Genomic DNA, 13,360 nt, shown 5'->3' with positions numbered 1-13,360 from the left:
CAGAACAGTTGGGATTTTTCTTCTTACAAGCACAAAATCTCGTTGCTTTCATGGTTTCAAAATGGAGCCAAATTACTTTAGAATTTTAATCATTGTTTAAGCTTTATCATGCCTAAAGACACTTCCATACGCTCAGTACTAATTATCGGATCAGGCCCAATTATTATTGGCCAAGCCTGCGAATTTGATTATGCCGGTTCGCAAGCGGCACTTTCTTTAAAAGAAGAAGGGATTACCGTTTCCATTATCAACTCTAATCCGGCAACAATTATGACGGATAAAGTTATTGGTGATCATGTTTATCTTCACCCTTTAACTGTTGATTCAATTGAAGCTATTCTTCAAGAGCATATAAATTCTACAGATCTACCTAGAATTGACGCTGTTTTGCCAACTATGGGCGGTCAAACGGCGCTAAATCTTTGTGTAGAAGCTTCCGAGCGTGGCGTTTGGGAAAAATATGGTGTTAAAGTTATCGGTGTTGATGTAGCGGCTATCGAAAAAACGGAAAACCGTGAATCTTTCCGCCAGTTAATGGTTGATATAGGTGTAGGTGTAGCGCCTTCTAAAATTGCCAACTCATTCTTAGAAGGTAAAGAAGCTGCTCAGGAAATCGGTTTTCCATTGGTAATTCGCCCATCGTATACTTTGGGTGGTTCTGGTGGTGGTTTTGTACATAAAAAGGAAGAATTTGACGCTGCACTTAAACGTGGTTTAGAAGCTTCGCCAACACATGAGGTTTTAGTAGAACAAGCTGTTTTAGGCTGGAAAGAATATGAATTGGAGTTATTGAGAGATAGCAATGATAACGTAATCATTATCTGCTCAATCGAAAACTTCGATCCAATGGGTATTCATACCGGAGACTCAATTACAGTTGCACCTGCTATGACATTATCTGACCGTTGTTATCAGGAAATGCGTAATCAGGCCATTAAAATGATGCGTGCTATCGGTACTTTTGCTGGTGGATGTAACGTTCAGTTCTCGGTAAACCCTGTTGATGATGCCATTATCGCCATCGAAATTAATCCTCGTGTATCTCGCTCATCGGCATTAGCCAGTAAGGCAACGGGTTATCCAATCGCTAAAATTGCGGCGAAGCTGGCCATCGGTTACAATCTTGATGAGATCGAAAATCAAATTACCAAAACCACTTCAGCATACTTTGAACCTACATTAGATTACGTAATTGTTAAAATTCCTCGCTGGAATTTCGACAAATTTAAAGGTGCTAATAAAGAACTTGGTTTACAGATGAAATCTGTTGGTGAGGTAATGGCTATTGGCCGTACCTTTATCGAAGCCTTGCAAAAAGCTTGTCAGAGTTTAGAAATCAACCGTGCAGGTTTAGGTGCAGATGGCAGACAAGTGCGCAACATAGAAGAAATTATGGATGGCCTGGAGCATGCTTCATGGAACCGTGTTTTCTTAATTAAAGATGCCATGACAATGGGCGTGCCTCTGGAATCTATCCGTAAGGTAACCAAAATTGATAAGTGGTTCTTAAACCAAATCCAGGATCTTGTTCTTTTAGAAACTGAATTAAAAAGATATTCATTAAATAACATCCCTCAGGATTTCTTCTTCACCCTTAAACAAAAAGGTTTCTCTGATATTCAGATTGCCTGGTTGTTAGGAAACGTTACTGAAGATGAGGTGTATGACCGACGTAAAGCTTTAGGTATTAACCGAGTATATAAAATGGTAGATACTTGTGCTGCGGAATTCCCTGCACAAACGCCATATTACTATTCTTCTTTTGATGAGGAGAATGAATCTATCCCTTCAGAAAACAAAAAAGTAATTGTTTTAGGCTCAGGGCCGAACCGTATTGGTCAGGGTATTGAGTTCGATTACTCTTGTGTACATGGTCTGCTAGCGGCAAAAGAATCAGGTTTTGAAGCCATCATGGTAAACTGTAATCCAGAAACGGTTTCTACAGATTTTAACATGGCCGATAAATTATACTTCGAGCCGGTTTTCTGGGAACATGTTCGTGAAATTATCGAACTGGAAAAACCAGTAGGTGTGATTGTTCAGTTGGGCGGTCAAACGGCTTTGAAAATGGCTGAGAAATTAACGGCACTAGGCGTTAAAATTATCGGAACATCTTTCGAAAACATGGATATCGCTGAAGATCGTGGTCGCTTCTCAGATTTATTAAAAGAATTAAACATTCCATATCCTAAATATGGTGTAGCAGAAAATGCTGAAGAAGCCATTGTGGTGGCCAATGAAGTAGGTTATCCAGTTCTGGTTCGCCCTAGTTATGTATTAGGCGGACAAGGAATGAGCATCGTGATTAATGATGAAGACCTGGAGAAAGCGGTAGTAAAATTATTAGGCGATTTACCAGGTAACCGGGTATTGATTGATCACTTTTTAGATAGGGCAGAAGAAGCAGAGTCTGATTCGATATCTGATGGAGATGATGTTCACATTGTTGGAATGATGGAACACATAGAGCCAGCAGGAATCCACTCAGGCGATTCGTTCGCAGTATTGCCTACTTTCAGCTTACCAGAATCGGTAACTAAAGCAATGGAAGAGTATTCGATTAAGATTGCTAAAGCTTTAGATGTGCGTGGTTTATTGAATATTCAGTTTGCCATCAAAGACGAAAAGGTTTATGTAATTGAGGCCAATCCAAGAGCATCACGTACAGTTCCTTTCATTGCTAAAGCTTATGATGTGCCATACATTAACATCGCAGCAAAAATTATGTTGGGCGTAGCGAAGCTGAAAGATTTTACCATCGAGCGCAAGCTAAAAGGCTACGCGATTAAAGAACCGGTTTTCTCTTACGAGAAATTCCCTGAGGTAACGAAAGAGTTAGGTCCGGAAATGAAATCTACAGGTGAGGCCATTCGCTTCATTAAAGATTTGGAAGATCCATACTTCCGTAAACTTTACAAGGATAAATCAATGTATTTGAGTAAATAAAAAAGCAAAGGGCGATGATTTAAACATCGCCCTTTTTTATTGCCTCCTCATTTAAGGGGCAACATTAAAACTAATTTTTCATCCTGTTTTGCTCATCTTCAGAACCTGTAGAGCGGCGGCGGGCAGGTTTAATTTCCTTACCGAAGCGGTAGGTAAAACTTATCCGCCCAATCTGGCTTTCATTTTTCTGGCGTACCTCGTATGCCAAGCCCGGGAATGCACTCGAGATATCGTTTCTGTAAGTATTAAATACATCTGATAAAGCTAATTTCAAACTTGCTTTCTTTTCAAAAAGCGATTTGCTTAAGCCCGCATCAATAGAATAACGCGGTTTGATGCTCAACGTACCATAATCCAATGCCGATTCATAACTGCCATTTAACTCAGCCGTAAGACCGCTAACGATAGTAAAGTTTTGCTGAGATTTAAACTGAAAAGATGTTTTGCCTGTTTTTAACGCTACTCCTGCTAAATCGGGTGCTTCAAAGCTCAGGTAAAATACATTTAAGTTATTATTCATCGACCACCATTTTGCCACTTGAAGGGGTATATTTAAATTGGCGTTGTAACTGATGTTTTTTGCAAGATTTTCATTGGTTTGAAACAAGGCTTTTTGAGCAGGATCTGGTAATAAAACGTCTGTAATTACATCTGTGGTTCTACTATAGCCAACAGAAAGCATATATTTCTGCATCAAGGTATAACTCAACTCTACATTGTTGGTATACTGTGGCTTTAAAAATGGATTACCTTTGTTATAAGTGTATTGATCCAGGTAATAAATAAACGGATTCAATGCGTCGTAACTTGGTCGGTCTATTCTGCGACTGTATGAAAAACCTAGTTGGTGGTTTTTTGAAAGCGTTTGCTGCACAAATAAAGTAGGGAAGAAATCGAAATAATCCCGTTCAACTATGGTGTTAGTGGTAACCAGATTCCCTTTAGAATTGGTTTGCTCAACTCTTAAACCAAGTTGTACACTGGTGTTTTTAAACTTTTTATTGATGTTTGTGTAAGCCGCATTTACATTCTCATCATAAATAAACCGATTGCTTCTGCGAACATCATTTTGCCAAACGTTATTAATCAATTCCTCTGCCTGTAAATCGTTATCCGTTTTAACCCAGCTACTTTTTAACCCAGCCTCGAGATTGATGGTTTTGCTTAAGGAAACCTTATAGTCAATTTTAAAAGTTTTAATGTCAATTTTTGATGGCGTACCATTTCTGGTGTAGTTAACCGGGCGGATTCTGTTTCCATTGGCAAACATATAATCATTTTCATATTCAGAACCATCATTACCATTGTATTTTGAATAATCGAAATCTGCAGAAATTTCAGAACCTGCGGTATCTAAGACAGATTTGTAATTAAGGTTATAAGAAATGTTATTGTACTTGTTGGTTTGTAGACTATTGGATGCTAAGGTTGAATCTACTTGTTGGAAAGATGGGCCGATTAAAGTATTACTTCCTGAAACCTCTGTTCCCCGATTAAAATAGCCGTTTACCAACACGCCAATGGTATTATTCTTATCAATAAAGTAATCTACACCCGCCTTAAAGTTGTTGTTTTGCTGATCTCTTAAACTTGATCCAGATTGCATAAAATAGGTATCGGGCGTACCGTTTGAGATACGATCAATTGCGATGGAGTTTGCACGTTTAGTTTTTCCATAGTTATAGTTACCAAAAAGGTTCAGTTTTTTTGTTCTGTGGTTTAAGGTCAAGCCTGTATTACCTCTGAAGTTTTTTCCATATCCAGCTGTTGCGTTAATGCTTCCGTTGGTGCCCCCGGCTTTATTTTTCTTAGTGGTAATATTGATAATTCCGGAATTTCCTGCTGCGTCATATTTAGATGATGGATTGGTAATGAGTTCTATCGTTTCAATCTCCGAGCTTTGCATGTTCCGCAGTAGGTTGGCAACATCAGCACTGCTCATATAAGTTTGTTTCCCATCAAGTTGAATCAATACACCTTGTTTACCCTGCATGGAGATATTATCATTCTGATCTACCGAAACGCCGGGTGCTTTTTGCAAAACTTCGAGGGCGGTTGATCCAGTCATAATGGCGCTCGAAGAAACATTCATCACAACCTTATCCATTTTTCTTTCGATTAATGGTTTGGTTACCGCAATACTTACCTCTTTCAGATTTTGTGTACTGGAAACAAGCTGTGCTGAACCAAAATCCACTTTTTGATTTTCATCTGTTAGTGTAATGGTTTTACTTTTAAACGTGTTATAGCCCATGTTGCTGGCTTTGTAGAAATAAGTGCCTTTTGTGTTAACGTTGAAACCGAAAACTCCGTTCTGGTCTGTAAAACTGGTTCTTACGATGCTCGAATCGGCAGCTTTGTAAAGCACAACCGTTGCATAATCTATTGGTTTTCTATTTTCATCGAGAATGGTGCCGGTTAGATTGGTCTTTGGTGTCGTTTGGGCAAATAAATTCACTGAAGCGCAAATAATGATAATGGCGAGCGATAATTTGTAAAGAATTTTCATTTGTTTAGGTTTTAAATCTTAAAAATTCGGGCAAAATGATTTTTATTAAGCATTTACATGCACTTCAGTTTTTACCTTCTTGTTTAAAGTTTAGCTCGGAAACGAATAGTTTCCTTTTTTTAGTTATTAGTAAGACGATAGGATTTTTAAAAGGTTACGTCATTTCTTAAAAAAAAGAAACCTCCTGACTGAAAGATGTGTAGGTATCTTTCAGTCAGGAGGTTATGGGGTATTTCTAAAAAGTGTTAAGTATTCTTATAATTATTTTACGCCTAATACATCTACACCTTGTTCAAAAACAACGTCAACAGGAATGTTTTTTCTGGTCAGGCGATCGAGATCTTGCTGAAGTGTAGCCGGAATCACTGCTTTTTCTTTCTGTGTTTTCTCTACCGCAACCTTATCTCCATTTCCCTGCAGGGTGATGATAAATGCACTTAAGTCATTCATAGCTGTGCCGAATTTTTCAAAATTTACTTTATATGTTCCTTTGGTGGTGCGCTCAAAGGCCCCTTTTTCTGCAAAGTAATTGAAGCATTGCATATTTGCTTTACCATGTGCTTCTGAAACACCAAAACGAACGGATCTTAAAATACCTGCCATAAACGTGGTGTAATAATCCTTAATGTCGCCTTGCAGTTCACCTTTTTTCAGTAAGCCGGTAACCATGTATAAACCTAAGATATCGGCTTTGCCTTCTTCTAACCAGCTATATTGCTCTTTTAAAGCTTCACGAACAAAACCTTTTCCTGTGATGGTTTTCTTAATTCCCAAACCATGGGCAACCTCATGAAACATTACATTAGCAAAAAAGGCATCGAATTTAATGTATCGCTGCTGATCTGCATCTATTAATTCCTTTGAAATTGGGAGAAGAATTTTATCAAATTTTGCTTGCATCGCATTTTTTAGCTGCGATCGGCGGGTTCCTTTTTCCTGTTGAATTTTTTCGTCATTCGGGAGGTTAACGGCAATGGTTTTCGATCCTGCGTTACAGTCTCCCGCATAATATACTACATCGTAGGCATTAAGCTCTGAATCTGTGCCAGGTGTTTCATTTTTATACCTGGCCGGTACCGGAAGGTTTTTTTGCAACTCTGGTAAAAGCTTTACATACTTAGCCAGGCGTTTACTCCATTCTTTATCTTTGATTAAAACATAGGCTTCATAACTGGTACGGGCATTGAAAAGTTTATCTTCATAATTTTCAATCGGACCGATGATGATATCAAGGCCATTTGTTTTCATATCCAGCCAGGCATAATCACTGGCGGTAAATTTGTCTGTCACGAGGGCATCTGCACGAAGGTTTAAATATTTTTTCAAACCCGTGTCTTCTGCAATTAGTGCAGCTTGTTTTAATAGAGAACTGGCTCTTTGTAATTCTGAAGCAAATAATACGTGGTAAGGTATGGTGGTCAACTTTCCTGTGCTATCCTTTTTTATAACAGAATAAGCACCATATTTATCAGCCAGATCTGCCTTTTCAATTTCTTCTTTCTTAACGCCTATTGGATAGAATGAAGCACCTTCAGGTTTATTTCCTACACCTGCAACAAAAGGCTTTTCATTATTTAATCTGTCCCAGGGGCCATAATTTATATTTACGAATTCACGGGTTTTTTCATCTTTAATGGTGGCCATCAAACTATCCCTTTGCGGATAAGCTTGTTTCCAATAAAGTTCATCCATAATCTCAGCAGCCTGAATCAGCAGTGGTAAAATCTTCCTGTCGTTAACGCTCAGCTGGTTGAGGTTGGTCGTCAGCTTTACCCTTTCATATATAGGAAGTCTGCTGGCTACATAATCCGTTAAACTATCTTTTTGTACAACCGTTGCTTTTTCTTCGTCGGGTTTGCCCGTATTGGTACAAGCAGAAAATAAACTGGCGGCGCAGGCAATCGCAGACAGAAAGAGTATAGGTGTGTATCGTTTCTTCATTATTAAAAAATATCGCTGCTAAATTACTAAAATTTGAAAGCTTTGTATAAAGTTTGATGTATTGGGTGAAGTTTAGCCTAACTTTGTAACTTCATATTCTATTAAAGTATTACCATGTTTTCAGTAAAATCTCCTTCTTTCCGCGGCGCATCTATCTTAACATTAGCCTTACTTATTTCTGCTTGCAGCACGAATAAGTATGCAGCAACTGAGAAAATTTATAAGCAAAAGACAAAAGATTTTGCCACCATCATTTCTGCCACTCCACCTGTTGGGCAGTTGTATGATGTAGCAAATCCAACAAATCAAACCTGGGTTGGTTCTGTAAACTTTGGCATTCGCAAACCTAATTTTGTAATCCTTCATCACACCGCGCAAGATAGTTTGGCACAAACCATTAAAACATTTCACTCTACCAAAGCAGCTACGAGTGCCCATTATGTAATTAGCAGGGATGGCAAAGTAGTGCACATGGTGAATGATTATCTGCGCTCTAACCACGCTGGTGTAGGTAAATGGGGAAAAGATACGGATTTGAACTCTTCCTCAATTGGGATAGAGTTAGATAATAACGGAACAACAGATGCATGGCCAGATGTACAAATAAACAGCCTGGTTAAATTACTGGAAACCTTGAAGAAGACTTATAATATCCCGACCGCCAACTTTATTGGTCACTCTGATATTGCGCCAAAACGTAAACCAGATCCCAATAAGTTTCCATGGAAAAAACTGGCGTTAAAGGGTTTTGGCTATTGGTATGATGATGTGTTACAAAACCCACCAGCAGATTTTGATGGGCCAAATGCATTAAAGCTAATGGGTTATGATACCAGCGATCTGAATGCCGCAATTGTTGGCTTTAAGCGCCATTTTATACAAAGCGATATCAGCCCAAAGTTAACCCCGGTAGATTTGTTGGTGCTGTATAATGTTTATACGAAATACTAACAGAGGTTGAAGGTAGAAGGCGTGTGGGTGGAAGGTATGGCTAATAGCTTAATAATTCCACGCCAGCTGTCTTAGATAGGTTTCCGTGATCTCTGAGTTTCCGTGGCGATTATAATGTGTTTAGAGTAAACCGTAAAGCTACTGAGTTAGATTTTTCTATACCAGCTTTTTTAGGTAGTTTTCCGTGATCTCTGAGTTTCCGTGGCAATTATCCTACTTTTAGCCAAATAGTAAGGATACTAGTCTGGATATATTCCATACCAGGTGTTTTAGATAGGTTTCCGTGGTCTCTGAGTTTCCGTGGCGATATCCTATATATGATTTTCAATGACCTTCATTAATTCAAATTTTGTAAATGAAGAGAATCTATTGTTGCAGATTCTAACCCGAGGCAAAAAAAAACACGGATAAACCTAAGTTCATCCGTGTTTATATATTGTTATCCTTAAACTATTTTGGCTTCTTAAAAGTATCTTTCAAAGTTACTGTCCGATTAAAAACTAATTTTTCTGCGGTAGAATCTTTATCCAGGCAGAAATACCCTTTTCTAATGAACTGATAGCGGCTATCTAAATCAGCATCGGCCAAAGCTGGTTCGATATAAGCATTTGGAAGAACCGTTAAGCTTTCCGGATTTAAGTAGTCTTTAAAATCTCCTTCTTCAGCATCTGGCGTTTCAGAAGTGAACAAGCGATCATATAACCTGATTTCTGCTGTTTTAGCATGTTGAACACTTACCCAATGAATCGTTCCTTTAACATTGATGCCACTGGTATCATTTCCACTTTTAGATTCTGGAATGTATGTACAGTGAATTTCGGTTACGTTTCCATTTTCATCCTTTACAAAATCTTCGCACTTCACAATGTATGCGAATTTTAAACGGACCATTGCACCTGGAGCCAAACGGAACCATTTTTTTGCAGGTACCTCCATGAAATCTTCACGTTCAATCCAAAGCTCATTGCTGAAAGGGATAATACGGGTACCGCCGCCATCTTCTGCTTCCGGATTATTTTCGCCGATTAAATCTTCTGTTCCTTTTTCATAATTGGTAATTACCAATTTAATCGGATCCAAAACTGCCATAACTCGATTGGCTGATTTATTTAGGTCTTCGCGAATACAAAATTCCAGTAAGCTCAGTTCGATCAGGTTTTCGCGTTTAGCAATCCCAATCCGCTCGCAAAATTCGCGAACACTTTTTGGCGTAAACCCCCTTCTGCGCAAACCAGAAATAGTTGGCATGCGTGGATCATCCCAGCCGTTAACTAAATTTTCATTTACCAGTTGCAATAATTTACGTTTACTCATTACTGTTGAAGTAAGGTTTAAACGTGCAAATTCATATTGTTTAGAAGGGAAAATCTCTAGTTTTTCGATAAACCAATCATATAATTCACGGTGAGAAACGTACTCTAAAGTACAAATAGAGTGTGTGATGTTTTCGATACTATCGCTTTGGCCGTGTGCAAAATCATACATTGGATAAATGCACCATTTGTTGCCAGTACGGTGATGTACCGCATGTTTAATGCGATAAATAATTGGATCCCGCATCAACATATTCGGACTAGCCATATCTATTTTTGCACGCAAAATATAAGCACCATCAGCAAATTCGCCATTCTTCATTCTAGTGAAGATCTCTAAATTCTCCTCAATGCTGCGGTTACGGTATTGACTATCCTTGCCGGGTTCAGTTGGGGTGCCCTTTAAAGCCGCAATTTCATCAGCAGAACTTTCATCAACGTAGGCTAAGCCCTTCTCAATCAGTTTAACTGCGAAAGAATATAATTCGTCGAAATAATCTGAGGCATATAATTCATTCTTCCAGTTAAAGCCTAACCATTTAATATCTTCCTGTTGACTATTTACATATTCGGTTTTTTCGGTAACCGGGTTGGTATCATCAAAACGCAAGTTGGTGTAACCACCATACTTTTGTGTTAATCCAAAGTTTAAGCATATTGCTTTCGCATGGCCAATGTGTAAGTAACCATTAGGCTCTGGCGGAAAACGTGTAACCAAAGTTTCGTACTTACCACTATTTAAGTCGTTCTCAATAATTTCTTCAATAAAGTTCAATGACTTTTCTTCACTCATAAAAACCTGTAAATTAGGATTGCAAAGGTAAAAAGATTGCGCGTATATTACGTAAGGAATAGCAAATAGATAATTTGATGGAATGGGCAATTGAAATAGGGGAATAGGCTATGAGTTTGAATAGATAATAGCGAAGAATAAGGAGTAAGGAATAGAGAGCAAGGAGTAAGGAGCAAAGAATAAGGAACAAAGAGTAAAGACCAGGGAGCGAAAGCAGAGAGTTTATAGCGAAGCGTAATGAATAGAGGGCAGTGGGTAAGGAAAAAAGAATAAAGAGCAAGGAACAAAGACCAAAGACCAAAGAGCAAAGAGCAAAAAATAAGGAGAAAAGTGATGAACAAAGAGAAAGAGTTTGGAGCAAAAAAGAAGGATGGCGGCATATGCGGCGGAAAATGAAAAAAAACTAAACAATCTGACAAACGCTTTGTTTTGCCGTTAGTTTATTCCACTATTATGATTACTCCAATCGAAATCCTAGGCATTGCTGCTGTAGTTTTTTCAAATATAGTAGCGTATTTTTCCTTAAAGCGTTTAAAAGACAACGAAAAACGCAGAGATCGTAACCGTAACAATCAACAGAACTCCTTTAGTTAGTCTGCCAAAGTCAATATTATTGCTTTCTACCTAATATGAAAGGTGGTAATGAATCTGTATGTTCTGTGGTTTCCTAAAACCTAAAGTGTTTTTGCCAATCAAATAAATTATTCAGTATGTTTGCAATTCAAAATTTAAAATAGTTTATGAAAGTTGCTTTAATTACAGGCGTAACTGGACAGGATGGTGCATACTTAGCTGAATTTTTACTTAAAAAAGGCTACTTTGTACACGGGTTGAAAAGGCGTTCCTCTTCTTTCAATACCGATCGGATTGATCATTTGTATCAGGATCAGCATGAAAGCAATGTTCGCTTTAAGTTACATTATGGTGATTTAACAGATTCAACTAATTTAATCAGAATTGTTCAGGAGGTGCAGCCCGATGAGATCTATAATCTTGCTGCTATGAGCCATGTTCAGGTGAGTTTTGAAATGCCTGAATATACCGCAAATGCTGACGGAATCGGGACTTTACGTTTACTGGAAGCTGTTCGGATATTAGGATTAACTGAGAAAACGAGGATCTATCAGGCTTCTACATCAGAGTTATATGGTTTGGTACAAGCAGTTCCACAAAGTGAAACCACGCCATTTTACCCCCGCTCGCCTTATGCGGCAGCAAAAATGTATGCTTACTGGATCACCGTAAATTATCGTGAGGCTTATAAGATGTTTGCCTGCAATGGCATTCTATTTAACCATGAAAGTCCATTACGTGGCGAAACTTTTGTGACCAGGAAAATTACGCGGGCATCGTGTAAAATCGCTTTAGGTTTACAGAGCTGTTTATACCTGGGTAATCTTTCCGCACAGAGAGACTGGGGGCATGCAAAAGATTATATCGAAGCCATGTGGCTAATTCTTCAGCAGGAACGTGCAGAAGATTTTGTCATTGCAACGGGTGTTACCACTACTGTTCGTGATTTTGTAAGAATGAGTTTTGCTGAACTGGGGATTGACATCGAATTTTCTGGGAAGGATGAACATGAAAAAGGCGTAATTATCGATATCGATGAACAGGTAATTAGTAAACTTGGTTTAAAAGGTGAAAATTTGAAACCAGGGCAAACGGTGGTTCGTGTTGATCCAAAATATTTCAGGCCAACCGAAGTAGATTTATTGTTAGGTGATCCGACAAAATCGAAAACACAATTGGGGTGGGTGCCTAAGTACGACCTACCTTTGCTGGTTCAAGATATGATCGCCTCTGATCTTAATCTGATGAAAAAAGATGAATACCTAAAACAAGGAGGTTATAAAACGCTTAACTATTTTGAGTAATTGTTAGGTGTACTGCCTGATTTGGAATACTGAATTCAGGCAAGTATTTTTTTGCTTTACGGGAATTAAATACTTTTTTCGTAATTTTAAAAAGTGCATTTTAAAAGTGACAAAAATACTAACCATTATTTTTTGATAACAAGAATTGATGGTTAATTCATTAATTAAAATTGCCGCCTCTCAAACTATATTCAATATTCTGATAAGATGTTTAGCTTCTTCACTAAAAAAAATAAAATAACAGACATTTCATGGTTAGGTATAGATATGCACTCGCATATTTTACCTGGAATAGATGATGGATCTCCGGATGTTGCTACCTCACTCAGGTTTGTAAAGTCTTTGGCAGATCTAGGTTTTAGTCAGCTGATCGCCACGCCACATATTTTTAAAGAATTATACCCAAATACAAAGATCACGATTGATCAGGCGAGGTTTGCTTTACAACTGGCCATGGATCAGGCGCAGGTTTCTTTGAAATTAGATTCGGGAGCGGAATATATGATTGACCAGGATTTCGACCTGGAAGCCGAGATGTGCCCTATACAGGAAAAATTTCTTTTGATCGAGATGTCTTATCTTAATGAAAGCCCGAATATTAGTCAAAGGGTATTTGATGTAGAAATTAAAGGCTATAGACCTATTTTAGCACATCCGGAACGGTATACTTTTTATTTTAAAGACAGAACACGCCTCAATCGCTTTAAAGAAAAAGGTTGTTTGCTCCAGCTTAATCTCTTATCGATTGTGGGTTATTATGGTAAAGAAGTAAAGCAGTTTGCAGAATACCTGTTAAAGGAAAATATGTATGACCTGGCTGGAACGGATTTACACCATGATAAACACCTTAATACCTTAACTGATGCCGTTCAAAGTGGAAAGTTATATGATCTAATTGGTCAATACCCTTTTAAAAACAAGGAGTTATTTGGTCAAAGTGTTAACGAAACCCTGTAATTTTCTTAATCCATCAGCACCTTAACTTCGACGAGGCAAAACAGGTGTTAATGTTTTTGCATTTCCCCAAGCA

General features: G+C 38.2%; 7 protein-coding genes. 4 read left to right on the top strand and 3 right to left on the bottom strand.

Going from position 1 to position 13,360, the window contains the following annotated elements; all coding sequences use genetic code 11:
• Positions 1-108 precede the first annotated feature (108 nt).
• Complete coding sequence (gene carB / locus SOM16_RS19835; protein WP_320465740.1) at positions 109-2,946, top strand: carbamoyl-phosphate synthase large subunit; 2,838 nt, start codon at positions 109-111, stop codon at positions 2,944-2,946.
• A gap of 70 nt (positions 2,947-3,016) precedes the next feature.
• Here the strand turns inward: carB and SOM16_RS19830 are convergent, their stop codons facing one another.
• Together SOM16_RS19830 and SOM16_RS19825 are read right to left on the bottom strand one after the other, a co-directional pair.
• Positions 3,017-5,455 carry a TonB-dependent receptor domain-containing protein gene (locus tag SOM16_RS19830; RefSeq protein ID WP_320465739.1) on the bottom strand — a complete coding sequence of 813 codons (2,439 nt, stop codon included), beginning with the start codon at positions 5,453-5,455 and terminating at the stop codon, positions 3,017-3,019.
• Between the two features lie 261 nt (positions 5,456-5,716).
• Positions 5,717-7,396, bottom strand: a complete 1,680-nt coding sequence (locus tag SOM16_RS19825; protein WP_320465738.1) for a dipeptidyl-peptidase 3 family protein — start codon at positions 7,394-7,396, stop codon at positions 5,717-5,719.
• Between the two features lie 114 nt (positions 7,397-7,510).
• Between SOM16_RS19825 and SOM16_RS19820 the strand changes: the two genes are divergently transcribed.
• A complete protein-coding gene (locus tag SOM16_RS19820; RefSeq protein WP_320465737.1) occupies positions 7,511-8,347 on the top strand; it encodes an N-acetylmuramoyl-L-alanine amidase in 837 nt (278 codons plus the stop codon).
• Between the two features lie 450 nt (positions 8,348-8,797).
• On the opposite strand, the gene SOM16_RS19815 is transcribed toward SOM16_RS19820, so the two are convergent.
• Entirely contained in the window at positions 8,798-10,453 is a 1,656-nt protein-coding gene (locus SOM16_RS19815) for a glutamine--tRNA ligase/YqeY domain fusion protein (RefSeq protein ID WP_320465736.1), read from the bottom strand.
• Between the two features lie 740 nt (positions 10,454-11,193).
• Here SOM16_RS19815 and gmd point away from each other — a divergent pair.
• Both gmd and SOM16_RS19805 read left to right on the top strand, forming a co-directional pair.
• Positions 11,194-12,330, top strand: coding sequence for a GDP-mannose 4,6-dehydratase (gene gmd / locus SOM16_RS19810; protein WP_320465735.1), 1,137 nt, complete (start codon positions 11,194-11,196; stop codon positions 12,328-12,330).
• 207 nt (positions 12,331-12,537) lie between these two features.
• Entirely contained in the window at positions 12,538-13,287 is a 750-nt protein-coding gene (locus SOM16_RS19805) for a tyrosine-protein phosphatase (RefSeq protein ID WP_320465734.1), read from the top strand.
• The last annotated feature ends 73 nt before the right edge of the window (positions 13,288-13,360 follow it).

Origin of the sequence: Pedobacter sp. CFBP9032 (genome assembly GCF_034045265.1) — a bacterium.
Taxonomy (GTDB): Bacteria; Bacteroidota; Bacteroidia; order Sphingobacteriales; family Sphingobacteriaceae; genus Pedobacter.
This window is presented reverse-complemented; position numbering and strand designations above follow the sequence as displayed.

What these genes read in the sequence shown, in the direction of transcription:
- carB (WP_320465740.1), top strand. Translation starts at nt 109, where the DNA reads ATGCCTAAAGACACTTCCATACGCTCAGTACTAATTATCGGATCAGGC.
- SOM16_RS19830 (WP_320465739.1), bottom strand. Translation starts at nt 5,455, where the DNA reads ATGAAAATTCTTTACAAATTATCGCTCGCCATTATCATTATTTGCGCT.
- SOM16_RS19825 (WP_320465738.1), bottom strand. Translation starts at nt 7,396, where the DNA reads ATGAAGAAACGATACACACCTATACTCTTTCTGTCTGCGATTGCCTGC.
- SOM16_RS19820 (WP_320465737.1), top strand. Translation starts at nt 7,511, where the DNA reads ATGTTTTCAGTAAAATCTCCTTCTTTCCGCGGCGCATCTATCTTAACA.
- SOM16_RS19815 (WP_320465736.1), bottom strand. Translation starts at nt 10,453, where the DNA reads ATGAGTGAAGAAAAGTCATTGAACTTTATTGAAGAAATTATTGAGAAC.
- gmd (WP_320465735.1), top strand. Translation starts at nt 11,194, where the DNA reads ATGAAAGTTGCTTTAATTACAGGCGTAACTGGACAGGATGGTGCATAC.
- SOM16_RS19805 (WP_320465734.1), top strand. Translation starts at nt 12,538, where the DNA reads ATGTTTAGCTTCTTCACTAAAAAAAATAAAATAACAGACATTTCATGG.